Here is a 26052-nt window from a genome sequence, read left to right as displayed (position 1 = left end):
CAATGGAGGTTCGTGAGTGGCTACTGGCAGCGCAGGGCTGATCGCACTCATCGCGGGGATCATCGCACTGGGGGTCATCTCCCAGGTCCTCGGCGACCGATTTCAGCTCCCGAGTATCATTTTCCTGTTGAGCGTGGGCCTGGTCCTCGGGCCGTTGTCGGGGCTCGTGCTCTCACATCGCATCATCACCGCGAGCACCTTCGGCGGTGCGCTCCCGATCATCGTGGGGCTCGCGGTGGCGATCATCGTCTTCGAGGGGGCCTTCCACCTCCGGGTCGAGGACCTCAGACGGACCTCGACAACGATGGTGCGGCTTACCACGCTCGGCGCGGTGATATCGCTGGTCGGGACGGCGGTCGTCGTCCACTACGCGATCCCCGCGCCGTGGGACGTCTCCTTCCTCATCGGCGCGCTCCTCGTGGCGACCGGCCCCACCGTTATCTCGCCGATCCTCGACGTGGTGCCGGTTCGCGACAGCGTCGCGACCACGCTCGAAACCGAGGGTATCGTCAACGACGTCACCGCCGCGATCCTCGCGGTGGTGGTGTTCGAGGTGGTCTTCCAAGCTTCGGAGGGCGTCGGCGCGATCCTCGTCGTCTTCGCGCTCAAACTCGGCGTCGGACTCCTCGTCGGGGCCGTCGTCGCCGGGCTGCTGTGGGCGTTCCTCCGCTACGTCCACCTCACGCCGGGCAACGCCCCTCGGAACGCCCGTCTGCTCGTGCTCGCCGGTGCGCTCGTGGCCTACGGCGTGGCGAACGTCGTGACCTCGGAGGCCGGGATCGCTGCCGCCGCAGCCGCCGGGATCATCGTCGGCAACCTCGATATCCCCTACGAATCCGAGATCACCGACTTCAAGGGCGACATCACGCTGATCGTGCTTTCGTTCGTGTTCATCGCGCTCGCCGCGCTCCTCGACTTCGAGGCGCTCCCGCTCGGCCTCGGCGGCCTCGCGGTGGTGCTCGTCGTGATAGTCGTGCTCCGCCCGCTGCTCGTCTTCCTCTCCGCGGTCGGGGGTCGATTCACCCGCGAGGAGAAGGTGTTCATGAGCGCGGTCGGGCCGCGGGGGATCATCCCGGCCTCGGTCGCGACGCTGTTCGCGGTCGAACTCCAGTCGATGGGGCTCGACGCGGCGGCCCAGACCCTCGTCGGCACCGTCTTCCTCGTGATCTTCGCCACCGTCGTGATCGAGGGCGGGTTAGCCAGATACTTCGCGGAGTATCTCGACGTGATCCCCATGCGCGCACTCATCGTCGGCAGCGGCAAGGTCGGTCGCGACCTCGCGGCACGCCTCGAAGCCCGCGGCGAGAACGTCGTGATCATCGAAAGCGACGAGTCGATCGCCGAGACCGCCCGCAACGACGGCTACGCCGTCCGGATCGGCGACGCCACCGACAGCGACGTGCTCCGGACCGCCGGGGCCGAGAACGCCTCGACGGTGGTCGCCACCACCGGCGACGACGACGTCAACCTCCTCGTGGCCCAGCTCGCCGCCACCACGTTCGACACCGAACAGGTGATATCGCGGGTGAACCAGCCCGGGAACGAGGACGCGTTCGCGGAGCTCGACGTCGAGACCATCTCCTCGACCAACGCCACCTCGTGGGCGATCGACAACCGGATCGAACGCCCCGCGCTCTGGAACTGGATGACCGAGCTTGGCCGGTCGGGCGACGTCCAGGAGTTCGAGGTCACCGCCGAGGACGTCGCGGGCAAGACCATCTCCGAACTCGGCTCGGCCATCCCCGACGGCTGTCTGATCGCCCTCGTCGGTCGGGACGGCGAGAACAAGGTCCCCGACGGCGACTTCGAGCTCCAACACGGCGATCGCATCACGCTCGTCGGCCAGAACCAAGCCGTCAAGGACGCGCTCTCGCGGTTCCACCCCGCCGACTGACCGTTCGTGTTCGCCTCCGCCCTCGGCGGGACTACATGTAGCCGAGGTCGCGCAGGCGCTCCATCAACCCCTCCTTGTCCTGGGCGCGGCCCTCGCGCTCGGTGGAGCCCTCCAGGTCCTGGAGCCACGCGGGGCGTTCACTGGACCTCCCCGACCCGGATTCGGTCCCGAGCGAGCGAAAGCCCTCGAAGTACTTCGGGCTGACAGGGATGTCCTCGGCGGTGAGGCCGTCGGGGAGGTCGTCGGTGCTCTCGGGAACGTGTCCCGCCGGGTAGCCCTCGACGGTGTCCGGGACGACGGCGTTCCAGAAGGCGTCCCAGACGTCCACCTCCTCGAACTGGAGGATCGGGTGGACGCGGTCGTGGGGCGGGTACTTCGCCGACTCGTGGCGCGGGCTGAAGAACGTCTCGCCGGCGCGGGCCTCCTGTTCGTCCCAGCGGACGCCCGAGAAGATCCCGTCGAAGCCGGTCGTTTCGAGGACCTCGTTCAGCGCCACGGTCTTGAGGAGGTGGTTGCCCTCGAACGAATCCGCGTCCAAGGTGAGGCTATCGCCCTCGTAGTCGATGCGGTCGAGTTCGCGTCGGTTCGTCTCGCCGAGGTCCGAGAGGGGGATCTCGTCGCCCGGCTCGGCACCGAGCCCGGCGATGGCCTCGTTGCGCGCGAATCGGAGGTCGAGGTCCCACTGCTCGGCCCAGCGCTCGGCGAACGCCATCACCTCGGGGAAGTGCTCGAAGTGGTCGATGAAGACGACCGGCGGGACGTCGATCCCGCGCTCGCGGGCGACCTCCCGGACCACGTAGAGCACGAGCGTCGAGTCCTTCCCGCCGGTCCACATCACCGCGGGGTTCTCGTACTGTTCGAGCGCGGTCGCGGTCACCGTCGCTGCCTTTTCGAGTTTGTCCGAGAGGGTCGGGTACGCGCCCGCGTCGTGGTCGTCGCCGTCGGTGTAGTCCACGTCGAGGTACTCGGGGAACTGGTCGGTCATCGAGGGCTCAAACGGGCACCGGGGTAATGTAGGTTTTCGCCGACGTGTGGCCGATGGGTGTGGGCTGGATCGACGGGGAAACCGAGATTACGGTCTTCGGGCGAGCGGAACAGCTTTTTCGGCAGGTGCCCTCTCGGGTGCATCGTGAGTACCACGACAGGCGGACGGCGTGTGAGCGGCGAAGCGGGCTACGAGTACAAAGTCGTCAAAGCGCCGACCAGTTTCTGGTGGTTCCGCATCAAGCGCGACGAGACCGAACGGCTGTTGAACGACCTCGCGGCGGACGGGTGGGAACTCGACGAGGCCGTCGTCAACTGGTGGGGCGGTGCCGAACTGTTCCTGCGACGGTCACACTGAACGACGGCCGTCGTTTCCCGGTTCGACTCCGTCCCTCAGCGATTCGGCGCGAGCGAAGCGGGACAGTTCCCGGACTTCACATGTAACCGAGGTCGCGCAGGCGCTCCATCAGGTCCTCCTTGTCCTGGGCGCGGCCGGCGCGTTCGGTGGTGTTGTCGAGGTCCTGGAGCCACGCGGGCGTGGACTCGGTCTTGTCGGTCGAGACCTCGCTGCCGAGCGAGCGAAAGCCCTCGAAGTACTTCGGACTCACAGGGATGTCCTCGTGGGTCAGGCCGTTCGGCAGGTCGTCGTAGTCCTGGGGGACGTAGCCCTCGTCGGGGTACTCCTCGACGGTCTCGGGCACGACGAAGTGCCAGAAGGTCTCCCAGACGTCGGCCTCGTCGAACTGGAGGATCGGCTGGACGCGGTCGTGGGGCGGGTAGATCTCGGGGTCGTGACGCGGGCTGAAGAAGGTCTCGTCCGCGCGGGCCTCCTGTTCGTCCCAGCGGATGCCCGAGAGGATCCCGTCGATGTCGTACTCCTCCAGAGCGTCGTTGAGCGCCACGGTCTTGAGGAGGTGGTTGCCCACGTAGGTGTCGAGCAGGAACGGGAAGGTGTCCTCCTCGTATTCGAGGATGTCCCGGATGTGGTGCTGGTTGTGCTCGGAGAGCTCCGAGACCGGGATGTCGTCACCGGGTTCGAGGTCGTTCTCCTCGACGTAGCGACCCGCGTCGTCGTTGCGGGCGTAGACGACTTCGAGGTCCCACTCGTCGGCCCAGTGCTCGACGAAGTCGAACAGCTCGTCGAAGTGCTGGTAGTGGTCGATGAAGATCACGGGGGGGACTTCGAGGTCGAACCGGTCGGCGACCTCCTTCACGAAGTAGAGGGTGAGCGTCGAGTCCTTCCCGCCGGTCCACATCACGGAGGGGTTCTCGTACTGTTCGAGGCCGCGCCGGGTGACCTCGATCGCCTTCTCGAGCTTGTCCTCTATCGTCGGGTAGTCCTCGGGGTCTTCACCTTCACCGTCGGTGTAGTCCACGTCGAGGTAGTCGGGGAACTCGGTTGCCATAGCGTAATGAGATATAATTACGGCCATGAAAGGCGTTGCGGCTTCGCTTCCGAGTGTGGCGTGATACCGTACACGATAGCCCCTCGCGGGCGATCGCGACCGGGTCGACGCTGTTTTCGGGTGGTACTCAACCGTTAAGAGCGGTTGCGTCCGAAGGACGGTATGCGCGAGTACGTCTTCGACCTCGAATACGATCACGGCGTCCACCCGGTTCGGGACGTGTTCATCGATCATCCGGCGGTGGTGGCGACGGCGCTCGACGTCTCGATCACGCTCGAAAGCGGGTGGCGAGTCGAGCGCCTCACCGGACCCGAGGACGCACTCGACGCCGTCGAGACCGTCTACGTCGACGAGCACTGCAACGACTGTACGTACCCCACGTCGGCGTGCGACACCGAACTCGACTATCAGGTCATCGAACGGGAGCCGACGGCACGAACGGTGTATCGGCACGTAACCGACATGAGCTACTGTAGTTCGCTCGGCTATCTCGCGCTCGAAACCCTCGGCAATGGACTCGTCTTCGACGCAACCCAGCGCGGGTCGTCCTACGAATGGCGCGTGCTCGTCCCCGCGGAGCGAACCGTCGACGGGTTCCATCGGGCGCTTCGTGAGGACCTTCCGGCGGGTGTCTCGCTCGCCGTCCAGCGGATCGGGACGCCCGAACGCTGGCCCCACGCGGAGCGCTCACCGCCCGGGACCGACCTCTCCTTCGCACAACGCGAAGCGCTCGAAACGGCGCGGCAACTGGGGTACTACGACCATCCACGCGTGGCGACCATGGAGGATATCGCTGCCGAACTCGACCTCCCGCTGACGACGCTTCGCTATCGCCTGCGCCGTGCCGAGGCGTGGGCGACCGCGACCGCTCTCGGAACGGTACCGACCAGCGAGCCCGACACGCCCGAACGGAGCGGGATGGTTTCGGAACCCGTTTCGACCGTGGACGACGACCGATAGGCCGGTTCGATTTCGACCCTCGCTTTCGCTTCGGAGCCCCCTCACGGTCGCCGGAGTTGGCAATAATACGAACTCGATGCTATCGATGCCGCTCCCCCGTGTTCTCCTATGGTACTGCGACCGAGCTCAGAGGTGGGTGGCCCCGAGGAATGACTGCGTCCGTGACCACACTGGGGCTGTCCGAACCGGAATCGATGAGCCTGTTCGTCCTGCTGTGCATCGTCGTGTACGTCTCCTACCGCTATCCACACCTGCTGCCGGGTGGACGGGGCGTTCCGCCGACCGGGACGACGCGTGAATCAACCCCATCCGGGGAGAGCCGTGGCTCCGACCGCAGTGCGTGTCCGCACTGTGGTGTCGAGAACGACTCCGTCTTCACGTACTGTCGTAACTGTGTGAGGAACGTGTGTACGTGACGGCACGTCGCCCGCACTCGGCCGTTCGGTCGCCGAGTTGGCCTCTCAGCGCCGTGTGGCGCGGTACTCGCCGTGCTGGACGCCGACGAACAGGGTGACGATACCGAAGACCAGCAGGCCGCCGAGCACCATTCCGACCGTCGAGGCCGCCATCGGGCTCATGAACGTGCCGATGGCGATGATCGCGAACAACACCACGAATATCCCGGCCGTCTTCGGGAGGTCGAACTCCATGTCGGGTCTACGGGCCCAGCGAGAATACGTTTTCGTTACTCGGCAACCGGTGGAGCCCTACCAGGGGGAGTCGTCGGGGTCGACCTGGCGCTCGACGGTGTCGATGCCGTCGATGGTCTCGACGTCCTCGTCGTCGAGGTCGAGCGTGAGCGACTCCCAGTTGTCGCGGATGTGTTCTTCGCTCGTAGCCTTCGGGATCACGGTGACGCCCTTCTCGCGGAGCCACGCGAGGCTGACCTGGGCCTCGCTCGCGTCGTGCTTCTCGGCGACCTCGGAGAGTTCGTCGACCTCGAAGACCTTCCCACGGGCGAGCGGGGAGTAGGCCACGAGTTCGATGCCGTGCTCGTCGCAGTACTCCCGGAGTTCCTCCTGGGGGAGGAGGGGGCTCATCTCGACCTGGTTCGCGAACGGCGCTTCACCGAGGACCTCGCGGGCCTCGTCGAGGTGTTCGGGTTCGAAGTTCGAGACGCCGATGTGGTCGATCGCGCCCTCGTCGACGAGTTCCTCGAAGGCGGAGAGGGTCTCCTCGGGCTCGTAGGTGTTCTGCGGCCAGTGGATGTAGAGCAGGTCGACCGAGTCGACGCCGAGCTTTTCGAGGCTCTCGTGGGTCGAGTCGATCACGTCGTCGTGTGCGAGGTTCTTCGTCCAGACCTTCGTGGCGAGGAACATCTCCTCGCGGTCGATCTCGGCCTGTGCGATGCCGTCGCCGACGCTGTCCTCGTTCTCGTAGGCCTGGGCGGTGTCGATGTGGCGATAGCCCATGTCGAGGGCGGTCCGGACGCTCTCGGCGCACGCCTCGGGGTCCTCGTTCTCCCAGGTACCGAGGCCGAAGGTCGGCATTCCGTTGGCTCGTTCGACGCTCTCCGATGTGAGTTCCTCTTGAGACATACACGCAGGACGACGGGCGACAGTTGAAAAGCGGTTGTGAAACCGGCGAATGGAACTGGTTCGTGTGCGTGTCATGCCCTCTCTCGAGCGATCTCGGGCGGCGAGGGGCCACCACGAACGAGCGGACGGTGACGGGGGCGGCGGGCGGGGGCGGTTGCGGTGCGGATGCGGTCGCGGTTGCTGACCTGGCGTCTCGGCGAACGAATGTGAGTCGAGGCCCAGGAGCGCTGTGCGCTCCTGGTGGATGAAGGGCGAGGCCGCGGAGCGAGGCGCGAGCAATGCGAGCGCCTCGATGCGAACGGCGAACGGGGCGTGGCCGACCACCGGGAGGTGGTTCGAAAATCTCCGATTTTCGTCACTGAGCGGAGCGAAGCTCCGCGAGGTCCAAAAGAGTCGGAGACTCTTTTGACGATCACGAGAGAGCTTTGCTCTCTCGAACGACCACGAGGCGACCGGCGACCGTAGGAAGCCGTGAGCGGAGCGGCCGAGGGCTTCGGCGGAGGCGGTGCTGTGCGGTTGCGGGACTGGTAGTGTTTGCACCGCGAACGAACGAGGTGAGTGAGCGGGCGCAAGCGCGACCAGCGGGAGCGCGCAGCGCTTTTGATCCACATTTTGCCAGCGAGCGAACGCAGTGAGCGAGCGCAGCAAAAGGTGGTTGTTAGTCGTCGTCGGCGTTCGGCGACGGCGTGCGGCCGGCGGTGGGCACCCCGACGTCGTCGGCCTCGCCGAATCCCGCGCTCAGTACGCGCGTGAGGGCGTCCTCGACGCGTTCGTCGGTCTCCTCGTACCGGTCGGGGGTGACCTCGATGACGAAACCGGTGGTGATGTTGGGGGCGGTGGGTAAAAAGAGGATATCGCGACCGTCGTCGGTCCGGGTGCCGGTTTTGAACGCCGTCATCCGGAGGCCCTCCCAGGTTTCGAGTTTAACCGGCGCTTGGAGGTCGCCGGTCCCGGTGACGGCGGTTTCGACCCCCATCTTCGAGGCGTTGTAGACCACCCGGAGGCCCGGCACCCGGTTTATCACGCCGTCGATGGCCTCCTCGACGAGGGGGCCGCTCGCGGTGCGCATCAGATAGCCGATGGCGAGCACGAGCGCCGCGAACACCACGAGCGTGAGGGGGACCCGGACCACGGCGGGTTCGATGGTCTCGATCAGCGGGAGCTGCGCGATGGTGCGGTAGATGAACGCGAGAACGTAGAGGGAGACGATGATCGGGACGAGCACGACCAGGCCGCTCGTGGCGTCACGTCGCAGGGAAGTCATTCGGTCGAAGATACGCGGGAGGCGTTATCAGCGCTTCCCCTATCGACCGACCAGCGCGCGGAGGGCGAACGTGAGGTTCTCGCGGCGCTCCATCACCCGGCGCGAGAAGTACGAGAACCACTTGCCGCCGTAGGGAACGTACTGCCAGACGTCGTAGCGGTCGGCGAGGTCGTACTGAACCTCGTTTCTGACCCCCATCAGCATCTGGATCTCGAAGTCGGTTCCCCACTCCTCCCGCAGGTCGACGGCGTGTTTCACCATCGCGGCGTCGTGGCTCGCGACCGCGATGCCGCCGTCGAAGCGCTCGAACATGACGTCGAGACACCCGCGGTAGGCGTCGTTGACCTGCGCCCGTCCCCGGTGAGCGAGGTGCCCGGGTTCGTCGTAGGCCCCCTTCACCAGCCGGACCTTGCCGGGATAGTCGGCGAGCCGGCGGAGGTCCTCGGGGGTGCGCTTGAGGTTGGCCTGGACGCAGACCCCGACCCGCTCGTACTCGTTCGCGTGGTGGGTGTAGGCGTCGAGCGTGGGGTCGGTCGTCGAGTGGTCCTCCATATCGAGCCAGACGAACGTCCCGCTTTCCTCGGCGTGGTCGACGATCTGCTCGAAGTTGTCGCGAAAGCAGTCCTCGGAGACGTCGAGGCCGATCTGTGAGGGCTTGACCGAGATACACGCGCCGACGTCGGCGGCGGCGATCGCATCGAGGAGCGAGCGGTAGGCGTCGCGGTCGGCGGCCGCGGGTTCGGGCGCGGTGTAGTGTTCGCCGAGGCGGTTGCAGATGCTCCGCACCCCACGGGTTTCGAGTTCGCGGGCGTGGTCGACGACCGCTCCGTGGGTCTCGCCGGCGACGAACCGGTTCGCGATCGGTGGTATCATGCCTGCAAATTTTGCCAAAGCGCCAAAGGCGTATCGTTCCCCGGACCGCGGGAATTAAAGTCCCGCGCGGCGACTCGAAGCCGTGAGCCTCGTCGAGACCGTCGTCGTCGCCATCTGGGCCATGGGGCCGGCCTACGTCCCGAACAACGCCGCGGTCCTCGCCGGCGGGGGCCGACCGATCGACGGCGGCCGAACCCGCGGTGGGGCGCGACTCCTCGGCGACGGCAAGACGTGGCGGGGCACCGCCGTCGGCACCCTCGCCGGCGCGGCGGTCGCACTCGTCCTCAACGCCCTCGTACCGACGTTCACGGCCGCGACCGGTCTCCCCGTACCGACGTTTCCACCGGTCGTGGTGGTCGCGCTCCCGTTCGGCGCGATGGTCGGCGACATCGCGGCCTCGGGGCTCAAACGTCGAACGGGCCGCGAGCGCGGGGCGGCGTTTCCCGGCCTCGACCAGTACGACTTCGTCGTCGGCAGCCTCGTGTTCGCCGCGCTCGCCGCGCTCGACTGGTTCGCGGCGACGTTCACCCCGCCGGTGCTCGTGGTCGTGCTCGTTCTCACCCCGCTGCTCCACCTCGGCACCAACTTCATCGCCTACCGTTCCGGGCTGAAGAGCGAACCCTGGTGACGGCGCGCCTCGCGGGGTCACGGAACGCCCTACCGGTGCTATGTACGTTTTTCACACTGTGAAAGAACTATACTATCGTTGAGACGAGTTTAGAAAAATATATGTTTAGTGTATCCGTTCGTACTACTAGCCAGTTAAACCACGTGAGGTTTCTACTGGATCAACATGGCTGTACGAATGAAGCAGCCACTATAGAAGGAAAAAATGAGCGAAGAAGCAGCATTTCAGTTCGATGGCACCGGATCCGACGACGAATCGACCGAACCGACGACGTTCTTCACCCGCCGACGCCTGATGAGGGGGACGGCCGGTGCAGTCGGTGTGGCCGCACTCGGCGGGCTCGGGCTCTGGTACGGGACCCAGCCCTCGCTCGCGGCGAGCACCTTTCAGGAGAACGGCGACGGGACGGTTCCCGTGACGACCAACGCCGGCGAGGTGACGGACGTCACCGTCGCCCCGGTGTTCACCCTCGACTGGGCGAACTTCGGTGGCGGTGTCTCCGGCTTCGACTTCGACCTCGCGGCCGACGTCGACGGCGCGACCCACACCGTCTACTCCGAGACGGGCGTCGCGGACGCGAGCGCAAGCGCCATCGGCGCGTTCGACGCCGACGACATGAGCAGCTACGACGGGCTGGCGACCGTCACGTGTGCGCCGCTCTCGATCATCGACGGCACGAACATCACGACCAGCAGTTTCCCGACGAACGTCGCGCAGGGCGCTTCTCAGAGCCAGGACGTCACGCTGCGGCTCACCTCGTCCGGGACGACGAGCATCGGCGGGACGTCCGTCGACGCGGCCGAGGCCACCATCTCGTTCACCGTCGAGGTCACGAACCCCGACGGCACCGTCACCGCCGAGATCACCTCCTCGAACGCCGAGGCGAGCGCCGCCGGCGACGAGGGAACCACCGCAGCCTAACTTCCTCGACTTCGTCCCGTCTCTATGAGTCGATTTTCGTTCGTTCTCCGTCTGTCCGGATTCACGGGGGTAGCCGTCGGGTTCGTCGTCGAGTCCTACATCGCACTCCTGCGCGACCCGATCCTCTACGGTGGCGCGCAGTCGGTCCCCGGCTGGCTCGGCTCGATCCCGACCGCGCTGTTGGTCGGGTCGCTCGCGGTGCTGTTCTACGGGACGATACTCGACGACGTGTTCGAGGGCTGGGTCGACCTCCTGACGATCTGTGCGGTCGGCGGCCAGTGGGCGGTGCCGTTCGGAACCTATCTGGTCACGACGACCGGCCCGGGGAGTCCCGCCGGGCTGCTCGTCGTGGTGGGGTACGTGTTCCAGGCGCTCGCCGCGCTCGCCGTCGCCATCACCTACCTTCGGCGCGGCCGAACGCGGTCGTCTTGAGCCGAACCGAACAGCACGCGCTCGTCGACGGGTCGTAACGAACGGCAACCGAAGAAGTACTTCGTCGATTCAGGCGTAGCGTTCGAGTTCCGGGCGGTCGAGGTCTTCGAGCACGTCGCCCGCGGTCTCGTCGAGGAGGCTTCGGCCCTCGGCGGTGACGCGTCGACCCTCGCCCTCGGCGGTCTCGACGTAGCCGACCTCTTCGAGCTGCTGGAGGATGGTTCGGACGATCTTGCCGCTCCCCTCGGTCGCCCGGGCGGGCGCGACCTGATACCGATTCGAACCGCCCTTCGAGCCGCCGTAGGCGGTGGTGAGTCGGTCGACGCCGACCTCCCCGTCGACCGCGACCCGCCGGAGGAGGCTCCCCGCGCGGGTCACCCAGAAGTCGTCCTGTTCGGGCGGGAGTTCGCGGCCCGTGCCGGTCTTCGTAAAGCGCGCCCAGTCGGGCTGTTCGACCTCGTCCGCGAGCCGGTCGGCGAGCGCCTCGATCAGCGCGTCCGCCGGAACGTCGTAGAGAGTTGCCATACATACGAAACGCTCGTCCGGCGGTTTAAACGCGTCGTTACCCGCTCGCGAGCGCCTGCGGTCCCGACGCGGCTCACTCGCGCACGCCGTCGGCGGCCGGGTCGTCGCCGTTCGTGGGTCGCGTGTCGCGCCCGTGGACCAGTCGGTCGGTCTCGGGGTCGGCCTTCCACTCGCCGAGCTCCTTCGGGTCGACGTGGACGAAGACGTCGTCGACCGCGTCGAGCGTCCGGATCGACGCCACGACCGCGCTCTCGATGTCGTGGGCCTCCGAGAGGGTGCGGTCGCCCTCGACCTCGATGTGGAGGCTGACGTCGATCTCCGGGCCGACGTAGTGGGCGATGACGTCGTGGGCCCCCTCGACGTCGGGGTGGGCGAGCGCGCGTCGGATGATCGTACTCTGGAGTTCGTCCGAAGGCGCGCCGCCGATGAGGTACGGGACGTTGTCCCGGACGACTTCGACTCCGGTAAAGAGGATCCCGACCGAGACCACGGCGGCGGCGAGCGGGTCGAGGATCGGGAAGCCGAAGCGAGCCCCGAGCACGCCGACGAACGCCGCGCTCGCGGTGAGGATGTCGTTGCGGTTGTCGAGCGCGGTCGCGGTCAGCGCGGGCGAGTCGTGGGTTCGGCCCGCCGCGAGACAGTACCGGTAGAGCCCGAACTTGACGGCGGCGGCGGCGGCGAGCACCACGAGCGCGGCGGGGCTCTCGGTGGCCGTGGCCGCACCCGAGACGATGGCGGTCACCGAATCCCAGAGGATCGTCCCCCCGGTCAGAAAGATCGCGAGCGCGATCGCGAGCGCGACGAACGGCTCGATCCGCTCGTGGCCGTGGGGATGCTGGCTGTCGGGGGGCTGGGTGGTGAGGTAGAGCCCGGCGAGCACGACGGTCGCGTAGGCGGCGTCGATCAGGCTGTTGACGGCCTCGGAGCCGACCGCGAGGCTGCCGGTGTCGAGCCAGACCCAGCCCTTCGCGGCGGCGAGGACGACGTTCGCCCCCAGCACCACCAGCCCGATACGTCTGACCGCCGCCGCGCGCTCCATGCCCGAAACTCGGCGAGCGCGAACCAAAGCCGCTTCGACTGTCCTACGAACGCGTCAGGGCGCGTCGGTGTCCACGACGACCGCCTCGTCGGTTCCCCGACCCGTCGTGCCGTCCTGGTCCGCGAACGCCGTCCGGAGGTGGTCGTAGGTGTCGTCGATCGCCTCGACGATGACCTTCGTGTCGCTCACCACCGGCATGAAGTTGGTGTCGCCCGCCCACCGCGGGACGACGTGGGTGTGACAGTGGTCGCCGATCGAACCCCCGGCGGCGTCCCCGAGGTTCATCCCGGTGTTCAGCCCGTCGGGGTCGAGCCCCGCCTCGACCGCGCGGATCGTGCGCTGGACGAGTCGCGAGTGGTCGTGGAGTTCGGCCTCGTCGAGCGCCGCGTAGTCGCCGGTGTGCCGGTAAGGGATCACCATCGCGTGACCCGGGTTGTAGGGCGCGTTGTTGAGGAGGCAGAACGCGTGCTCGCTCCGGGCGACGACCCGCGCCTCGCGGTCGGCGTCGCGCTCCGGGAGCTCACAGAACGCACAGCCCTCGGACTCCTCGTCGCGTTCGACCCACTCGATACGCCACGGCGCGAACACCTGGTCCATGCGTGCCGTACTCCCCCGCCCCGTTTAGTCGCTCGTGTCCCGCCGGATCGTTTCGTGCATAAATACTTTTTGGCCGTTCACAACCGTTTCATCGTTCTTCCGTGAAACGATACACGACGAAGACCGTTTCAGACGACCGATATCGACCGTCTTCGGCGGTGGAGTCGGATGAACGGTCCGAACGGCGCATAACGGTATCGGGTTTTTATAGCCTTGACTCACCCAGAGGGCATTGATGTCGATCACGAATCAGTCTGCAGACGCCCTCACCGAATCCTGCGACGACTGCGAACGCGACACCCCACATTCAGTCTCGATAGAGCTCCGGACCGAGAGCAAGAAGCGCGAGAACCGGGAGTTCTCCCGCGAGCCCTATCGGATAACCGAGTGTATGGTCTGCGGCGCGGAGACCGCCCTCCGGATGAACAACGCCTGAGTTCGCTTTCTGCGAAACCCCGCCCGCGTCGGCAGCTCGTCATCCCCGTTCCAACTACGACGCTATCCGATAACCCGACCCTCAGAGCCGTTTCGAGACGTACGGGCCGTCCTGTCGGTAGCCCCGGTCGTGGTAGTACTCGCGCGCGCCGATGCCGCTGATCACGGCGAGCTCGTCGTAGCCGGCGTCGGCGGCCATCGCCTCGGCGTGCCGGAGGAGTTTCCCGCCGTAGCCCTTGTGCTGCCAATCCGCACTTTGCTGACCGACCTCCACCATCGGCCCGTAGACGTGGAGTTCACGCACGATGGCCGCGTTCCGAAGCTCCGTTCTGACCGGGTCGTTCGGGAAGCGGAGCCGACAGAACCCCACGAGGAGGTCTCGATCGGGATCCTCGTAGCTGATGAACTGCTCGGTGCCGCCGCCCGACTCGTAGGTCAGCACGTCGCGCTCGACGTTCTCGGGTGGGTCGTCGTTCATCCCGACCTCCCGACACCGGATGCAGTCACAGCTCCAGCCGTGATTTTCCATCCGCTGGCGGGCGAGCTGGCGGAGGTTCGACTTCCAGACGCCCGCGTCGATGAAGTCCGCCGGTATGTCGCGCTGGACGCGTTGCAGGCGGACGTACTTCGGGATCATCGACTTGACCTCGGCGACGAGCTCGGCGGCCGACTCGTTGTCGAGCGGTTCGTACTCGCCCTGTCGCCACATGTCGTAGGTCCGCGTGCCGCGCACCACGAGCATCGGGTAGATCTTGAGGTAGTCGGGCCGCCACTCCGACTCCTCGAACAGCCGTCTGAAGTCCTCGATGCACATCTCCCGGCTCATGCCGGGCTGGCCGGGCATCATGTGGAAGCCGACCTTGAAGCCCGCATCCCGGAGCCGTCGGTTCGCGTCGACGGAGGCCTGGGTGCCGTGGCCCCGGTGCATCGCCCGGTTGATCTCGTCGTACGTCGTCTGGACCCCGACTTCGACCTTCGTGCCGCCCAGCGAGAGCATCCGGTCGATCTGTTCGGGGTCACACCAGTCGGGTTTGGTCTCGAAGGTCGTCCCGATGTTCCGGATCCGGCCGTGTTCGTTCTCGGCGATCACGTCCTCCAGATACTCGAACTCGTACTCGTCCGGATCCTGTGCGAAGCTCTCCGTCTCGGAGGGGGTCGGTTCGGCCGCGGGGTCGAAGTCGTTCATGGCTTCGAGCGCGCGCTTGACGAACCACTCCTGGTAGTCGTGGCTCCGGGCGGTCATCGTCCCGCCCATCAGGATGAGTTCGACTTTATCCACTGGGTGGCCGATCTCGCGGAGCTGGTTCAGCCGGAGAGTGACCTGTCCGTAGGGGTCGTAGTCGTTCTGCACCCCGCGTGCGGCGGCGGGTTCGTGGCCCGTGTAGGACTGGGAACTCGAGAACTCGGAGGCCGGCCCGCCGGGACAGTAGAGACACTTCCCGTGGGGACACATCTGCGGCGAGGTCATGATCGCCACCGGCGAGACGCCCGAGGCGGTTCTGACGGGCTTTCGCTGGAGGACTTTCTCGAGCTCCTCGCGGCGGCCCTCGGGCGCACGGTCGAGGATCTCCGAGTTCTTCGGGACCTTCGGGGCCGAGAACTCCGAACACGCGTCGAGTTTGGCCGACTCGACATCGTCGCGCTCGATCTCTCCGTCCAGAATTCGTTCGACCAGCGTCTCACAGACCCGCTCGAACGCCTCCGTCTCGGTCGCCGGGGTCTCGGTGCTCATCGGTAGTGGTGGGAGAATCGCCGTGGCGTTCGAATAAGCCTGTTGCTCGTCGTAGCGAGCCGTGTACGGTGGCCCCGAGTGGTCGCTACCCTTTTGGGGGGAGGCGCGCAACGCAGGCCATGCTCACCGTCCGGGCTCCCGCGACCAGCGCCAACCTCGGCAGCGGGTTCGACGTCTTCGGCGTCGCGCTGTCGCGCCCGGCGGACATCGTTCGAGTCTCGAAGGCCGACGAGACCACCATCGAGGTCACGGGTACCGGGAGCGAGTACATCCCGGAGGACCCGGAGAAGAACACCGTCGGCGCGGTCGCCGAGGCGCTCGACGCACCCGCCCACATCGAGATCGACAAGGGGATCCGGCCGGCCTCGGGGCTCGGCTCGTCGGCCGCGAGCGCCGCCGCCGCCGCGGTCGGCCTCCGCGACCTCTACGACCGTGACTACACCAGGGAAGAACTCGTGCCGATCGCCGCCGAGGGCGAAGCCGTGGTGTCGGGCGAGGCCCACGCCGACAACGTCGCACCCTCCATCCTGGGCGGGTTCACGGTCGCCACCCCCGACGGTATCACCCAGGTCGACACCTCGATCCCGCTGGTCGCCTGCCTCCCCGAGACCGTAGTCTCGACCCGCGACGCCCGGCGGGTGGTGCCCGACCGGGTGGACATGAACGACGTGGTCGAGACGGTGGGGAACGCCGCGAGCCTCACCGTGGGGATGTGCCGGGGCGACCCCGAACTCGTCGGGCGGGGGATGGCGGACCCGATGGTGACACCCGCGCGGGCCGAGCTGATCGACGGCTACGATGCGGTCTGTCTGGCGGCGCGCGAGGCGGGCGCGACGGGCGTCACGGTGAGCGGCGCGGGACCCACGGTGATAGCGGCGTGTCGGGCGGGCGACCGGCGGGCGATCGGGAGCGCGATGCTCGATGCGTTCGCCGAGGCCGACATCACCGCCCGCGCCTTCCGAACTCGCGTCGGTGAGGGCGCGACGGTGTACTGAGTTCGCTCTATCGAGACCTCACGGACCGGCGCGCGCCCCCGAGGTGGAGGCGGCGTCGAGCGCCTCCGTCAGACGGCGGTTCACCTGCTGGGGGTTCGGCACGTCGCTGAGTGTGATGTCCATGGTGTCGGAGCCGGCGGTGTAGATCGTGATGTCGCCGTAGGAGAACAGCCGTTCGGTCAGCGACTGGCTACAGGTCGTGTTCTGGACCCGGTCGAGCCGGATCTGGGCGACGTTTCGGTTCAGGAGCCCGGTCTTCCGGTAGACCTCCTCCGAGGTCAGCACGTACCGGGTGCTCACGACCGAGATGTACGACCACGCGGCGACCGCGATGCCGGCCGGAACGCCGACGAGGAACAGCCATCGGAGGGTCGGGTCGGTCACGACGATCGCGAGCGCGACCCCGCCGAGCACGAGCACCAGCCCCGCGAGGACCGCGGGTGCGATCAGTCGGAGGCTTGGATGCCCGTCCCAGAGCACCGACTCCCCCTCGGTGAGGGTGACCCACTCGGGAACGTCGCGTTCTGCCATCGGTCGGTATAGCGGGCCGAGCCTGATAGATTTATCCACCTCGCGCCCGAGTCTCGAATCGATACGACGGGCTTCGGCGGTCGGAACAGATAAGTTGTCCCGTACTAAAATATCTGTTAGACATGGCTAATTCACGTTCTGGTCCCCTCCGGAGGCGGGTTCGTCGGTGAGCCGCGGGGGCACGTCCCTGCGACGGCTCCCGTTTCGGGAGCTACTGACGTATCTCGGGCCGGGATTCCTGATCAGCGTCGCGTACATGGACCCGGGGAACTGGGCCACCAACATCTCGGGTGGCGCGCAGTACGGCACCGCGTTGCTGTGGGTGATCGTGCTCGCGAGCTTCATGGCGATGGGGATCCAGATCGTCGCGGCGAAGCTCGGGATCGCGACCGGGAAGGGGATCGCCCAGCTCTGTCGCGAGCGGTTGCCGCGGCCCCTCGTGTACTTCCTGTGGGCCGCCGCGGAGCTCGCGATGATCGCGACCGACATGGCGGAGATCATCGGCGCGGCGATCGGGTTCAGCCTCGTGTTCAACGTCCCCCTGCCAGCGGGAGCGGTGCTCGCGGGCGCGGCGTCGTTCGCCCTTCTTGGGGTCAGAACCGCCCGTAAGCAGGGCTACCGCTGGGTCGAGTTCGTGATCATGGCGCTCGTCGGCGTGATCGCGCTCGGCTTCCTCTTCGAAGTGGCCCTCGCCCGACCCACGGGTGGGGAGATCGCGCGCGGGCTCCTGCCGACGATCCCCGGTCCGGACGCGCTCTACGTCGCGATCGGGATCCTCGGCGCGACCGTGATGCCCCACTCGGTCTACCTCCACCCCTACATCGTCCAGGACCGCCGGAATCGGTTGATGGAGACCGACGGGGACACCGAGGCCGTCCACCGCCGGCACTTCCGGTTCGAGTCGGTGGACACGATACTCGCGCTGTTCGGCGCGATGTTCGTCAACGCCGCGATGCTCGTGGTCGCCGCGGCGGCGCTCCAGGGCACAGGAATAAGCACGCTCAACGAGGCGTACGTCACCCTCCAGAACGTCTTCGGCTCGAACTCGAGCCTCGTGTTCGGGCTCGCGCTGATAGCCGCTGGCCTGTCGTCCTCGCTGGTGGCGACGATGGCCGGACAGACCGTCATGGACGGCTTCCTCGACCTCCAGATCAACGTCTGGCTCCGGCGGTCGGTGACCCTCGTCCCGAGCCTCGCGGTCGTGATCGCGGGCTTCGACCCGACGAGCGTGCTGGTAGCCTCCCAGGTCGCGCTGAGTTTCGAACTCCCGTTCGTGTTGATCCCGTTGCTCTGGTTCACGCGCGAGGAGGGGTTGATGCAGTCGTTCACGAACCGGAAGACCACGACGACGGTGCTCGGGGCGATGATCGCGTTGATCGTGGTGCTCAACGTCTGGCTGATCTACACCGAAGTGTTCGTCTGAGACGTCGGCGGTGCGGCCGCGGTGCGGTTGCGGTGCGGGGCGGCCGCAGTGCGGTTGCGGTGCGGGGCGGCCGCAGTGCGGTTGCGGTGCGGGGCGGCCGCAGTGCGGTGACAGTGCGGGACGGTTGCGGTTCCTGGTGGATGAAGGGCGAGCCGCGCGAGCGACCGCAGGGAGCGAGTAGCGACTGAAAGGAGCGTGCGGCGAGGGCTTCGGCGGTACTGTGCGGAGTGGATTGTGATTGTACCGCGAGCGAGGCGAAGCCGAGCGAGCGGGCGCGAGGGTGACTGAAAGGAACCCGACGCGCTTTTGATCCACCTTTTGCCAGCGAGTGAGGCGCTTCGCGCCGAACGAGCGCAGCAAAAGGTGGGTCGTAAGCATTTAGCTACCTGGGTAGTAACTATCCGTATGGCGGACTGTCCACTCGCCGACGAATGCCCGAGTTTCTCCGAGCGGATCAACGGCATGGGGTGTCAACACTACGGGAATCGCGGCGGTGCGGAGTGGTGTAATCACTACAGCCAGCCCATCAGGGAGCTGAAATCCCAGCCGGTGACGATCGGCGAGGAGCTGGTCGTCACGGTCGAGGATATGCACGAGAGCGGCGCGGGCGTGGGCCGGACCGAGGACGGCTTCATCGTCTTCGTCGACGGCGTGTTGCCCGAGGCGCGCTCGCGGGTGAAGATCACGAAGGTCCGATCGAACCACGCGCGGGCGGACGAACTCGAACGCCTCCCAATGGAAGAGGAGGGCGAGGCGGGCGATGAAGACGAAACCGAGACCGACGAGAGTGAGGGCGAAGACGACGATGACGACGGGCCGAAACGGCCGGGGCGTCGTCAGCGCCTCGGCAGCCGCGAGAACTTCTGGGGCGGGTAGGCCGGCTGGACAGTCCGGCGACGAACCACGGGGAGCTATGAGTTCGGCGCTCGAACGGCGCGTATGGACCTCGAACTCGACGGCAACGCGGCGCTGGTGACGGCGAGCACGAGCGGGCTCGGGCTGGCGAGCGCCGAAGCGCTCGCCGCCGAAGGTGCGAACGTGACTATCTGTGGCCGCGACGCCGACCGGCTGGACTCGGCGCGCGAGACGGTCGACGCGGCGGGGCCGGGTGACGTGCTCGGCGTGCAGGCGGACATCACCGACCCGGCGGATTGTGAGGCGCTGGTCGAGGGGACCGTCGAGGCGTTCGGCGGCCTCGATCACCTCGTGACGTCGGCGGGCGGGCCGCCGAGCGGGCAATTCCTCGACCTCCCCGAGGAGGAGTGGTACACGGCCTACGACCTACTGGTGATGAGCGTCGTCCGGGTGCTCACGGCCGCCCACCCGCACCTCGACGACAGCGACGCCGGGACCTGGGTCGCGATCACCTCGACGAGCGTGGCCGAACCGATCGAGGGGCTGGTGCTCTCGAACGCGGTCCGGCGCGGGGTGCCGGGATTGGTCGAGACCGTCGCACGGGAGTTCGGCCCATCGATCCGGGCGAACTCGGTGTTGCCGGGGAGCTACGAGACGCCACGGATCGAGGAACTCATCGAAGCGGGCGTCGAGCGCGGCGACTACGAGGACTACGAGGCCGGGCTGGCGGACTGGTCCGACGACGTGCCGCTCGACCGCGTGGGCGACCCGCGCGAGCTCGGCGAAGCGGTCGCGTTCCTGTCGAGCGCACGCGCGAGCTACCTCACCGGGGCCGCCGTGCCGGTCGACGGTGGCTCGCTCAAGAGCTGACCTCGACGGTTCGAACCCGAAGTTCCACACCCTCGATTCGGGGAACACGGTCGTGGTAGGAGAACGACTCTCTATCGGAGCTCGATGGAATCGCCGGGACTCGGATGACCGAAGGTCTCCGCCGCCGAACCGCCGCGGTGGACGACTTCGAGGTACGGGTCCTCGCCACCCGACGAGCCCGGTGCCAGCACCAGCGAGCCCTCGTCGGCCTCGAATATCGCCTCCCGCGCGACGACCTCCTCAGTGTGTGAGCCGATCTCGACGGTGACTTCGCCGCTCGCGTCGAGCGCGGAGGCCCGGATCGAGGTCTTGACGTTGCCGTACCCGTCGACGTGGCAGACGGCGGACTCCGGTTTCGCCGGGATGTCCTCGACCGGGAGCTCCTCGCCGACCGACTCGACGTTCCCGTTCGCGACCTCGGCGACCCGCCTCGGGAAGTAATCCCGGGAACGGAACTGCGACCCGCTCTCGGGGGCGTCTACCTCGCGGAACGTCGTGATCCGGTCCTTCACGAACGAGAGGTTGTAGCCGCCGTCGACCGCCAGCACGGGGACGTCGTTCTCGAGTTCGAGATAACAGAGCTGCTCGCCCTCGTTCGACTGCCGCGGGCCGGTCTCGTCCGACCTGGGAGCGGTGTTCGAGTAGATCGCGAGGCCCTCGAAGCCGGGGTTGTGCACCCCCAACTGTTCGATCCAGAAACCCGTGGCGACCGTCGAGAACGGAGCCACAGGGGTTTTGTTCACGGTGATGGACGGGTCCTCGTGTTTCAGTCGCTGGACGACCTCCGAGAACGATGGGTCGCCCGCGCCGTAGTCGGCGATCAGGTGAATGAAGGGATTCATGTCGAAAACGGGTGTGGGTTCGGGAGTCGGTCGCTTCAGGTCTTCGGTGGGACCGTTACTCGTCGATCTGGCCGTAGTCGAACTCCTCGCCGAACGCCGAGAGTTCGTCGAGCGCGTCCTGCTCCTCGCGGAGGGTGGCTTCGAGGGTGTCGGCGACGTCGATCCCGAGCTGGTCGGCCAGCGGGATCAGGTTGCCGTAGGCGGCGATCTCGTAGTGTTCGGACTTCTGGCCGGCGGCGATGTTGAACCGGTCGAGGACGTGGTCGTCGGGGTCCTGGTTCACGAAGTCCTCGTGGTTCTCGATCAGGCCGTCGACCGCGTGGTCCGGTTCGGCCTCCGGGGTGGCGTCGATCTCCTCGAACACCGATTCGAGGCGTTCGACCTGCTCCTTGGTCTCCTCGTGGTGTTCGGCGAACGCCTCGGCGAGCTCGTCGTCGGTGGTGGACTCGGCGAGCTCCTCGGTCGCGTCAACGAGCTGCTGTTCGGCGTAGTAGACGTGTTTCAGTCCGTCCTCGAACAGCTCGTCGAGATTGTTGGCACACATAACGATCGTCCTCACCAACTCGCGGGAGCTCGATAAGGAGCGAGCTTGCTGTTTACAGCCGACCCGGCGATTCGACTGCCGACGAGAGCCGGTGCTTCGGAGTACGAGCACGTCATCGGTCCGAGAGCGCGTCGAAGAACCCATCGACGGCGGCGACGCCGCCGGCGACGACGACCCAGAGCCCGAGCACGCCGACGATCAACACTGCCCAGTGCGGGACCGGCGTTGGACGGCCCGCAGCGTGGGCGACCACGACGGAGAGGGTCAGCAGGTCCGTGGTCGGCGGGATCACGGTCGAGGGGCCTCGGTGGCGTCCTCGGTTTCGCCGATCCCCGTCCGGTAGACGTACGCGCCCGCGCCGATGATGAGGACGCTGACGACGATCCAGTGGGGGTTGTACATCCCGCCCATCGAGAGCGGCTGGTGGAGGCCGAGGATCATGTGGTCGACGACCGCGTCGTAGAGGTCGAACAGCCCGAGACCGACCACCGCCGCGCCCGCGACCGGCCGGAACGCGAGCGGGGTCGCGGTCCGCCGTTCGGCGCGCCAGACGAGGCCCGCGCCGACCCCCGCGATGACGACCATGCCGATGGAGAACAGCCCGTCCGCGAGGACGTTGATCCTGAGGCCGTCGAGGGTGTCCATCGGGTAGATCCCCGAGACGAGGTGGTGCCACTGGAGGACGTGGTGGAGGAGGAGCACGTCGATCAGCCCGCTGAACCCGAACCCGAAGACCCCGGCGGCGAACAGTGCTCGACGGGGAACGGCCCGCTCGGCGGGCTCGTCCGATTGGGACGCCATTACGCCTCCACCTCGACGGTGACTCCGAGCGGGCGATAGGCGTTGTTGCCGTAGCCCTTCACGTTCCAGGGGAACTCGTCGTTCTCGATGCCGCGAAGCTCGTCCTCGGGATCCGAGACCGTGGCCGGTTGCGTTCGGCCGCGTTCGTCGGTCGCCCGCGAGCAGAGCGTGTGCTCGCCCGGTTCGGGCTCCCAGACGTACCGGAATCGATCGAGCGCGTATCGTCCGAGGTCCGGACCCACGAACGTCGCTTCGTCCCACGACTCGCCGCCGTCGGTCGAGACCTCGACGCGCTCGACCGCATCCTCGCCCGACCACGCGACCCCCGAGAGTTCGATTCGTGGACCCGAGAGCGTGGCCCCGTCTTCGGGCGTCGTGAGGAGCGACTTCACGAGCTGGTCGAAGAGGTAGGCGTTCCGAACCCCTTCGTCCTCGGTCATCTGGTCGTAGGTGCTCACGGTGTCGACCGAGCGGTGGCGGTCGGGTTGCTCGTCCTGGTCGGGGACGATCCGATAGGAGGACTGCTGGTACTGGGTGTAGTCCTGCCCGTCGCGGTCGGTCCACGCCTCGCCCTCGACCATGCCGTCCATCACGCGGATCTCCTCGACCCATTTCACGCTGTTGTTGCCGAACCAGCCGGGAACGACCAGTCGAACGGGGTAGCCGTGTTCGGGGGCCATCGGTGCGCCGTTCATCTCGTAGGCCAGCAGACAGTCCTCCCGGACCTTCGCCAGCGGGATCGACCGACAGAAGACGTCCTTGTCGGGCGGTGCCTCGCCACCCATCGCCGAGAGCCAGAGCCCGTCGTCGGTCGCGCCGCCGTACTCGTCGAGGACGGCGCTCATCGGCGTGCCGGTCCAGACCGCGTTGCCGACCGCCCCGAAGCTCCACTGGTCGCCCTCGGCGTCCGGCTCGAAGTAGGTTCGTCCGTTGCCCGAACACTCCATGGTGTGGACCACCGACTCGGTGGGGAACGCACACCTGAGTTCCTCCATCGAGAGCTCGGCTTCGTCCTCGACCAGCCCCGCGAGCGAGACGGTCCACTCGTCGGCGTCGATCTCCGGGGTCCGGTGGTGGACCCGGACGAAGTGTTCGTCGCGCGGCGTGATTGGGGTCGCGAGGTTCGAACGAGCGGCCGTCTGTGCATTCGGCGGCTCGTCGACGAGCACGTCGAGGCCGGGATACCGTTCGGTGAGCGAGCCGCGCCGCCGTGGGTCCGGACCATCGGGTGCCATGTCCGACGAGACACCGGCAGCCCATTCCCGTGTTCTGCTTGCGAGGAGAAGGTCCGCGTGGCTCGGGTCGGCGCTCGTCGAAGCTCTTCCCGCACTCACCAGGTTTCGACGGTCCCCTCGCGGACGTCCTCCAGACAGCCCTCGCAGTCGGGGTGCTCGGGGTCGAAGCAGTCCGGGACGTAGCCGTCGAGGTTCACGGTGCGTTTCTGGGCGTGGCGGCGACAGACGATCCGGACGTGCTCGTCGTAGGGGCCGTCGCCCTCGGCGCGGGTGCGGCCGCTGTCGTAGGACCGTCTCGATTCGGCGTAGCGCCGACCCGCCGCGCGCGCCGTCGTGCTGAGAAGCCGCGCGAGGCGACCCTCGTCGCTCATGGGAGACGAGAGGGGAGGACGCTACAAAGGCCCGTCGCTCACGTTCTCGACCACTTTCACCGTGCTCGCGGAACTTTTTATACCATCGCGCACCTACCCACGACTGTCTCCCACCGAAAACACGCGGAGACAGGACAACCAATGACGGACGTACAACAGCACGCAGCGGAGATACACGAGCAGTTTTCCGATACACTGGATATCAGCGTCGAGGACGTCGAGGAGCGCCTCGACACGCTGGTCAACGACTACCGGGTTCCCCTCGAGGAGGCGCGCCGGAGCGTCACGAGCAGCTACCTCGACGAGGCGGGGATGGACCGGGACGAACTCGGTGGCGAGAGCGAGGAGCGGACGGTCGAGACCATCGACGCGCCCGAGCAGTGGGTCGACCTCACCGTGAAGGTCCTCCAGCTCTGGGAGCCCCGGAGCGAGTCGATCGCCCAGGTGGGCCTGCTCGGCGACGAGACGGGCACCATCAAGTTCACCGCGTGGGCGACCTCCGACCTGCCCGAACTCGACGAGGGCGGAGTCTACCGGCTCGAAAACGTCGTCACCGACGAGTACGAGGGTCGGTTCTCGGTCAAGCTCAACCGAACGACGGACATCGAGGAACTCGACGAGGAGCTCGACGTCCCCGAGTCGGGCGGCGCGAGCGAGGAGCGAACGATAACCGAGGTCGACGCGCCCGAGGAGTGGATCGACCTCACGGCGAAGGTCACCCAGCTCTGGGAGCCCCGGAGCGAGTCGGTGGGGCAGGTGGGCCTGCTCGGCGACCCAACGGGGACGATCAAGTTCACGAAGTGGGCGAAGTCCGACCTCCCCGAACTCGACGAGGGCGGGGTTTACCGCCTCTCGAACCTCGTCACCGACGAGTACGAGGGTCGGTTCTCGGTCAAGCTCAACCGGACGACGGACATCGAGGAGCTCGACGAGGACATCGAGGTCGGCGACGATTCCACGACTGTGGAGGGCGCGCTAGTGGACATCCAGCGCGGGAGCGGTCTGATCAAGCGGTGTCCCGAGGAGGACTGTACCAGGGTGCTCCAGAACGGTCGGTGCTCCGAACACGGCGAGGTCGATGGCGAGTTCGACCTCCGGATCAAGGCCGTCATCGACGACGGCAACGAGGTCCACGAGACGATCTTCGACGAGGAGGCCACCGAGGCCCTCACCGGGATCACCCTCTCCGAGGCGAAGGAGATGGCGATGGACGCGCTCGATACCACCGTCGTGGCCGACGAGATCAGAGGCAAGATCCTCGGGGTGTACTACCGGGTCGAGGGACCGACCTTCGGGCGGTACGTCCTCGCGAACGACTTCGAGCAACTGGGCGGGCCAGCGGATGCCGAAGAGACCCTCATCAAAGCGAGGTCGCTATGAGCGGTGCCCCCATGCGGAAGGTCGCCCGCCGGGTCTTCGCACGCGAGTTCAACGACGCCACGGAGACGTTCAAGGAGAGCGACGAGGAACGCGCGCCGGTCTACGTCCTCCTCCCCACTGGCGAGCGCGCGAACCGCGTGTTCTTCGTCGGCACCCTCACCGAGACCGAGGACGTCGGCTCGGATTCGGAGTACTGGCAGGGTCGCGTGGTCGACCCCACGGGGACGTTCTACGTCTACGCGGGTCAGTACCAGCCCGAGGCCGCGAGCACGCTCCGGGAGATCGAACCCCCGGCCTACGTCGCGGTGGCGGGGAAACCGCGCACCTTCGAGACCGACGACGGCCAGACCAACGTCGCGGTTCGGCCGGAGTCGATCACCGTGGTCGACGCGGAGACCCGCGACCGGTGGGTGGTCGAGACCGCCGCCCGAACGACCGAGCGGATCCAGGCGTTCGAGGCCGACACCAACGAGTACGCCAGAATGGCCGAGGAGCGCTACGACCTCCCGCTGGACGACTACCGACGCGCAGCGGTGTCGTCGCTCGAAAGTCTGGAAGAGGAGGAAGACGAGGTCGCGGTCGACGCCGACTGAGGGGCTCAGCGCGCAGTTCCCTATTTTAGCCACTAAGGTCCGGGCTGACGGTCGAATTCGGCTTCGTGAGCTCGAATCGAACACCGACCCCTCGATCGGTTTCGTTCTCACCCTCCGCGCTCACACCCCAGTAGACGAATCGGTAGTCGCCGGGAACCAACGCTTCGCAGACACGGTATGGTGGATTGGTCTGGCTCGTGTGTTCGAGCCCCTGTCGTGTGAGCGCGAACCGCCAAGTGAATCCTTCACCGGGTTGCTGTCCGTACCCCATGTCGGTGTAGCTGGCGCTATCGCTCATCCAGTAGATGGACCGCCATTCGTCGTCGAGACGCCGCTGAACGTCGAATTTGTGGCGGTTTCCGGTTATCGTCTCGGTATCGGTTT

At 66.9% G+C, this 26052-nt stretch carries 31 protein-coding genes and 1 pseudogene; 15 read left to right on the top strand and 17 right to left on the bottom strand.

All coding sequences use genetic code 11. The features are described from left to right. The first annotated feature begins 16 nt into the window (after window positions 1-16). Window positions 17-1894, top strand: a complete 1878-nt coding sequence (locus tag C447_RS03810) for a cation:proton antiporter domain-containing protein (protein ID WP_007691104.1) — start codon at window positions 17-19, stop codon at window positions 1892-1894. Between the two features lie 31 nt (window positions 1895-1925). On the opposite strand, the gene C447_RS03805 is transcribed toward C447_RS03810, so the two are convergent. Next, complete coding sequence (locus C447_RS03805) at window positions 1926-2879, bottom strand: phosphoadenosine phosphosulfate reductase family protein (RefSeq protein ID WP_007691103.1); 954 nt, start codon at window positions 2877-2879, stop codon at window positions 1926-1928. A 144-nt stretch (window positions 2880-3023) separates the two neighbouring features. On the opposite strand from C447_RS03805, the gene C447_RS03800 reads away from it, so the two are divergent. After that, window positions 3024-3236, top strand: coding sequence for a DUF4177 domain-containing protein (locus tag C447_RS03800; RefSeq protein WP_237713338.1), 213 nt, complete (start codon window positions 3024-3026; stop codon window positions 3234-3236). 76 nt (window positions 3237-3312) lie between these two features. On the opposite strand, the gene C447_RS03795 is transcribed toward C447_RS03800, so the two are convergent. Further along, window positions 3313-4284 carry a phosphoadenosine phosphosulfate reductase family protein gene (locus C447_RS03795; RefSeq protein ID WP_007691101.1) on the bottom strand — a complete coding sequence of 324 codons (972 nt, stop codon included), beginning with the start codon at window positions 4282-4284 and terminating at the stop codon, window positions 3313-3315. Between the two features lie 162 nt (window positions 4285-4446). Between C447_RS03795 and C447_RS03790 the strand changes: the two genes are divergently transcribed. Both C447_RS03790 and C447_RS19030 read left to right on the top strand, forming a co-directional pair. Continuing rightward, window positions 4447-5244: a helix-turn-helix domain-containing protein gene (locus C447_RS03790; RefSeq protein ID WP_007691100.1), complete on the top strand. Its 798-nt coding sequence runs from the start codon at window positions 4447-4449 to the stop codon at window positions 5242-5244. A 149-nt stretch (window positions 5245-5393) separates the two neighbouring features. After that, window positions 5394-5660 (top strand): DUF7577 domain-containing protein, encoded by a 267-nt coding sequence (locus tag C447_RS19030; protein WP_449404617.1) that lies wholly within the window; start codon window positions 5394-5396, stop codon window positions 5658-5660. A 45-nt stretch (window positions 5661-5705) separates the two neighbouring features. Here C447_RS19030 and C447_RS03785 read toward each other — a convergent pair whose 3' ends face one another. The 4 genes from C447_RS03785 to C447_RS03770 all read right to left on the bottom strand — a co-directional run bounded on the left by C447_RS03785 (window position 5706) and on the right by C447_RS03770 (window position 8919). Next, window positions 5706-5894, bottom strand: coding sequence for a DUF7333 family protein (locus C447_RS03785; protein ID WP_007691099.1), 189 nt, complete (start codon window positions 5892-5894; stop codon window positions 5706-5708). 57 nt (window positions 5895-5951) lie between these two features. Next, entirely contained in the window at window positions 5952-6782 is an 831-nt protein-coding gene (locus C447_RS03780) for an aldo/keto reductase (RefSeq protein WP_029601786.1), read from the bottom strand. 658 nt (window positions 6783-7440) lie between these two features. Then, complete coding sequence (locus C447_RS03775) at window positions 7441-8046, bottom strand: DUF502 domain-containing protein (protein ID WP_007691096.1); 606 nt, start codon at window positions 8044-8046, stop codon at window positions 7441-7443. Window positions 8047-8085: 39 nt separating this feature from the next. Continuing rightward, the gene (locus C447_RS03770) at window positions 8086-8919 is read right to left on the bottom strand and encodes a proline dehydrogenase family protein (protein ID WP_007691095.1); all 834 of its coding nucleotides are present in this window, start codon (window positions 8917-8919) and stop codon (window positions 8086-8088) included. A gap of 121 nt (window positions 8920-9040) precedes the next feature. Here C447_RS03770 and C447_RS03765 point away from each other — a divergent pair, with 121 nt between their 5' ends. The 3 genes from C447_RS03765 (at window position 9041) to C447_RS03755 (ending at window position 10900) form a co-directional block, all read left to right on the top strand. Beyond that, window positions 9041-9547, top strand: a complete 507-nt coding sequence (locus C447_RS03765) for a CDP-2,3-bis-(O-geranylgeranyl)-sn-glycerol synthase (protein ID WP_049904359.1) — start codon at window positions 9041-9043, stop codon at window positions 9545-9547. A 204-nt stretch (window positions 9548-9751) separates the two neighbouring features. Beyond that, on the top strand, window positions 9752-10468 hold the full coding sequence (locus C447_RS03760; RefSeq protein ID WP_007691093.1) for a hypothetical protein: 717 nt from the start codon (window positions 9752-9754) through the stop codon (window positions 10466-10468). A 24-nt stretch (window positions 10469-10492) separates the two neighbouring features. Further along, a complete protein-coding gene (locus C447_RS03755; RefSeq protein WP_007691092.1) occupies window positions 10493-10900 on the top strand; it encodes a hypothetical protein in 408 nt (135 codons plus the stop codon). A 69-nt stretch (window positions 10901-10969) separates the two neighbouring features. Here the strand turns inward: C447_RS03755 and C447_RS03750 are convergent, their stop codons facing one another. The 3 genes from C447_RS03750 to C447_RS03740 all read right to left on the bottom strand — a co-directional run bounded on the left by C447_RS03750 (window position 10970) and on the right by C447_RS03740 (window position 13061). After that, window positions 10970-11425, bottom strand: a complete 456-nt coding sequence (locus C447_RS03750; protein ID WP_007691090.1) for a 30S ribosomal protein S19e — start codon at window positions 11423-11425, stop codon at window positions 10970-10972. Window positions 11426-11498: 73 nt separating this feature from the next. Continuing rightward, on the bottom strand, window positions 11499-12464 hold the full coding sequence (locus tag C447_RS03745; protein ID WP_007691088.1) for a cation diffusion facilitator family transporter: 966 nt from the start codon (window positions 12462-12464) through the stop codon (window positions 11499-11501). 54 nt (window positions 12465-12518) lie between these two features. After that, window positions 12519-13061, bottom strand: a complete 543-nt coding sequence (locus C447_RS03740; protein ID WP_007691086.1) for an HIT family protein — start codon at window positions 13059-13061, stop codon at window positions 12519-12521. A gap of 235 nt (window positions 13062-13296) precedes the next feature. On the opposite strand from C447_RS03740, the gene C447_RS03735 reads away from it, so the two are divergent. Beyond that, window positions 13297-13497, top strand: a complete 201-nt coding sequence (locus C447_RS03735) for a DUF7835 family putative zinc beta-ribbon protein (protein WP_007691084.1) — start codon at window positions 13297-13299, stop codon at window positions 13495-13497. Window positions 13498-13578: 81 nt separating this feature from the next. Here C447_RS03735 and C447_RS03730 read toward each other — a convergent pair whose 3' ends face one another. Beyond that, on the bottom strand, window positions 13579-15228 hold the full coding sequence (locus C447_RS03730; protein ID WP_007691080.1) for a tRNA uridine(34) 5-carboxymethylaminomethyl modification radical SAM/GNAT enzyme Elp3: 1650 nt from the start codon (window positions 15226-15228) through the stop codon (window positions 13579-13581). A 119-nt stretch (window positions 15229-15347) separates the two neighbouring features. On the opposite strand from C447_RS03730, the gene C447_RS03725 reads away from it, so the two are divergent. After that, window positions 15348-16223, top strand: a complete 876-nt coding sequence (locus C447_RS03725; protein ID WP_007691078.1) for a homoserine kinase — start codon at window positions 15348-15350, stop codon at window positions 16221-16223. 18 nt (window positions 16224-16241) lie between these two features. On the opposite strand, the gene C447_RS03720 is transcribed toward C447_RS03725, so the two are convergent. Then, window positions 16242-16754 (bottom strand): PH domain-containing protein, encoded by a 513-nt coding sequence (locus tag C447_RS03720; protein ID WP_007691076.1) that lies wholly within the window; start codon window positions 16752-16754, stop codon window positions 16242-16244. Window positions 16755-16920: 166 nt separating this feature from the next. Between C447_RS03720 and C447_RS03715 the strand changes: the two genes are divergently transcribed. From C447_RS03715 to C447_RS03705, 3 genes are all read left to right on the top strand, one after another. After that, a complete protein-coding gene (locus C447_RS03715) occupies window positions 16921-18177 on the top strand; it encodes an Nramp family divalent metal transporter (RefSeq protein WP_237713321.1) in 1257 nt (418 codons plus the stop codon). A 405-nt stretch (window positions 18178-18582) separates the two neighbouring features. Next, on the top strand, window positions 18583-19053 hold the full coding sequence (locus C447_RS03710) for a TRAM domain-containing protein (protein ID WP_007691072.1): 471 nt from the start codon (window positions 18583-18585) through the stop codon (window positions 19051-19053). A gap of 63 nt (window positions 19054-19116) precedes the next feature. After that, window positions 19117-19902 carry an SDR family oxidoreductase gene (locus tag C447_RS03705; protein WP_007691070.1) on the top strand — a complete coding sequence of 262 codons (786 nt, stop codon included), beginning with the start codon at window positions 19117-19119 and terminating at the stop codon, window positions 19900-19902. A 71-nt stretch (window positions 19903-19973) separates the two neighbouring features. On the opposite strand, the gene C447_RS03700 is transcribed toward C447_RS03705, so the two are convergent. The 6 genes from C447_RS03700 to C447_RS03675 all read right to left on the bottom strand — a co-directional run bounded on the left by C447_RS03700 (window position 19974) and on the right by C447_RS03675 (window position 23695). Further along, window positions 19974-20744, bottom strand: coding sequence for an SAM hydroxide adenosyltransferase (locus C447_RS03700; RefSeq protein WP_007691069.1), 771 nt, complete (start codon window positions 20742-20744; stop codon window positions 19974-19976). Window positions 20745-20799: 55 nt separating this feature from the next. Continuing rightward, window positions 20800-21288, bottom strand: a complete 489-nt coding sequence (locus C447_RS03695; protein WP_007691067.1) for a YciE/YciF ferroxidase family protein — start codon at window positions 21286-21288, stop codon at window positions 20800-20802. A 112-nt stretch (window positions 21289-21400) separates the two neighbouring features. Continuing rightward, window positions 21401-21580, bottom strand: a complete 180-nt coding sequence (locus C447_RS03690) for a hypothetical protein (RefSeq protein WP_044955665.1) — start codon at window positions 21578-21580, stop codon at window positions 21401-21403. Continuing rightward, window positions 21577-22089 carry a DUF2243 domain-containing protein gene (locus tag C447_RS03685; protein ID WP_007691066.1) on the bottom strand — a complete coding sequence of 171 codons (513 nt, stop codon included), beginning with the start codon at window positions 22087-22089 and terminating at the stop codon, window positions 21577-21579. Before C447_RS03685 ends, C447_RS03690 begins: the two co-directional genes overlap by 4 nt. Further along, window positions 22089-23324 carry a sulfite oxidase gene (locus C447_RS03680; protein WP_007691065.1) on the bottom strand — a complete coding sequence of 412 codons (1236 nt, stop codon included), beginning with the start codon at window positions 23322-23324 and terminating at the stop codon, window positions 22089-22091. Before C447_RS03680 ends, C447_RS03685 begins: the two co-directional genes overlap by 1 nt. A gap of 95 nt (window positions 23325-23419) precedes the next feature. Then, a complete protein-coding gene (locus C447_RS03675) occupies window positions 23420-23695 on the bottom strand; it encodes a DUF7091 family protein (protein ID WP_007691064.1) in 276 nt (91 codons plus the stop codon). 141 nt (window positions 23696-23836) lie between these two features. Here C447_RS03675 and C447_RS18925 point away from each other — a divergent pair. The 3 genes and pseudogenes from C447_RS18925 to C447_RS03665 all read left to right on the top strand — a co-directional run. After that, window positions 23837-24019, top strand: a pseudogene (locus C447_RS18925) (replication protein A); the annotation flags it as partial. A 150-nt stretch (window positions 24020-24169) separates the two neighbouring features. Further along, window positions 24170-25075, top strand: coding sequence for a replication protein A (locus C447_RS03670; RefSeq protein WP_193363177.1), 906 nt, complete (start codon window positions 24170-24172; stop codon window positions 25073-25075). Beyond that, window positions 25072-25668: an RPA family protein gene (locus tag C447_RS03665; RefSeq protein ID WP_029601698.1), complete on the top strand. Its 597-nt coding sequence runs from the start codon at window positions 25072-25074 to the stop codon at window positions 25666-25668. The genes C447_RS03670 and C447_RS03665 overlap by 4 nt, the downstream gene beginning before the upstream one ends. Window positions 25669-26052 lie beyond the last annotated feature (384 nt).

The sequence above is a fragment of the Halococcus hamelinensis 100A6 genome (assembly GCF_000336675.1).
GTDB classification, from domain to species: Archaea; Halobacteriota; Halobacteria; order Halobacteriales; family Halococcaceae; genus Halococcus; species Halococcus hamelinensis.
Note: the sequence above shows the minus strand (reverse complement) of the source record. Positions and strands in the feature narration are given on the sequence as shown.

Excerpts from the sequence above, each read along its gene's own strand:
- C447_RS03735 (WP_007691084.1), top strand. The coding sequence starts at position 13,297 with ATGTCGATCACGAATCAGTCTGCAGACGCCCTCACCGAATCCTGCGAC.
- C447_RS03685 (WP_007691066.1), bottom strand. The coding sequence starts at position 22,089 with ATGGCGTCCCAATCGGACGAGCCCGCCGAGCGGGCCGTTCCCCGTCGA.
- C447_RS03780 (WP_029601786.1), bottom strand. The coding sequence starts at position 6,782 with ATGTCTCAAGAGGAACTCACATCGGAGAGCGTCGAACGAGCCAACGGA.
- C447_RS03760 (WP_007691093.1), top strand. The coding sequence starts at position 9,752 with ATGAGCGAAGAAGCAGCATTTCAGTTCGATGGCACCGGATCCGACGAC.
- C447_RS03730 (WP_007691080.1), bottom strand. The coding sequence starts at position 15,228 with ATGAGCACCGAGACCCCGGCGACCGAGACGGAGGCGTTCGAGCGGGTC.
- C447_RS03785 (WP_007691099.1), bottom strand. The coding sequence starts at position 5,894 with ATGGAGTTCGACCTCCCGAAGACGGCCGGGATATTCGTGGTGTTGTTC.
- C447_RS03770 (WP_007691095.1), bottom strand. The coding sequence starts at position 8,919 with ATGATACCACCGATCGCGAACCGGTTCGTCGCCGGCGAGACCCACGGA.
- C447_RS03665 (WP_029601698.1), top strand. The coding sequence starts at position 25,072 with ATGAGCGGTGCCCCCATGCGGAAGGTCGCCCGCCGGGTCTTCGCACGC.
- C447_RS19030 (WP_449404617.1), top strand. The coding sequence starts at position 5,394 with ATGACTGCGTCCGTGACCACACTGGGGCTGTCCGAACCGGAATCGATG.
- C447_RS03750 (WP_007691090.1), bottom strand. The coding sequence starts at position 11,425 with ATGGCAACTCTCTACGACGTTCCGGCGGACGCGCTGATCGAGGCGCTC.
- C447_RS03695 (WP_007691067.1), bottom strand. The coding sequence starts at position 21,288 with ATGTGTGCCAACAATCTCGACGAGCTGTTCGAGGACGGACTGAAACAC.
- C447_RS03805 (WP_007691103.1), bottom strand. The coding sequence starts at position 2,879 with ATGACCGACCAGTTCCCCGAGTACCTCGACGTGGACTACACCGACGGC.
- C447_RS03680 (WP_007691065.1), bottom strand. The coding sequence starts at position 23,324 with ATGGCACCCGATGGTCCGGACCCACGGCGGCGCGGCTCGCTCACCGAA.
- C447_RS03720 (WP_007691076.1), bottom strand. The coding sequence starts at position 16,754 with ATGGCAGAACGCGACGTTCCCGAGTGGGTCACCCTCACCGAGGGGGAG.
- C447_RS03790 (WP_007691100.1), top strand. The coding sequence starts at position 4,447 with ATGCGCGAGTACGTCTTCGACCTCGAATACGATCACGGCGTCCACCCG.
- C447_RS03795 (WP_007691101.1), bottom strand. The coding sequence starts at position 4,284 with ATGGCAACCGAGTTCCCCGACTACCTCGACGTGGACTACACCGACGGT.
- C447_RS03765 (WP_049904359.1), top strand. The coding sequence starts at position 9,041 with ATGGGGCCGGCCTACGTCCCGAACAACGCCGCGGTCCTCGCCGGCGGG.
- C447_RS03700 (WP_007691069.1), bottom strand. The coding sequence starts at position 20,744 with ATGAATCCCTTCATTCACCTGATCGCCGACTACGGCGCGGGCGACCCA.
- C447_RS03745 (WP_007691088.1), bottom strand. The coding sequence starts at position 12,464 with ATGGAGCGCGCGGCGGCGGTCAGACGTATCGGGCTGGTGGTGCTGGGG.
- C447_RS03740 (WP_007691086.1), bottom strand. The coding sequence starts at position 13,061 with ATGGACCAGGTGTTCGCGCCGTGGCGTATCGAGTGGGTCGAACGCGAC.
- C447_RS03775 (WP_007691096.1), bottom strand. The coding sequence starts at position 8,046 with ATGACTTCCCTGCGACGTGACGCCACGAGCGGCCTGGTCGTGCTCGTC.
- C447_RS03675 (WP_007691064.1), bottom strand. The coding sequence starts at position 23,695 with ATGAGCGACGAGGGTCGCCTCGCGCGGCTTCTCAGCACGACGGCGCGC.
- C447_RS03705 (WP_007691070.1), top strand. The coding sequence starts at position 19,117 with ATGGACCTCGAACTCGACGGCAACGCGGCGCTGGTGACGGCGAGCACG.
- C447_RS03725 (WP_007691078.1), top strand. The coding sequence starts at position 15,348 with ATGCTCACCGTCCGGGCTCCCGCGACCAGCGCCAACCTCGGCAGCGGG.
- C447_RS03710 (WP_007691072.1), top strand. The coding sequence starts at position 18,583 with ATGGCGGACTGTCCACTCGCCGACGAATGCCCGAGTTTCTCCGAGCGG.
- C447_RS03755 (WP_007691092.1), top strand. The coding sequence starts at position 10,493 with ATGAGTCGATTTTCGTTCGTTCTCCGTCTGTCCGGATTCACGGGGGTA.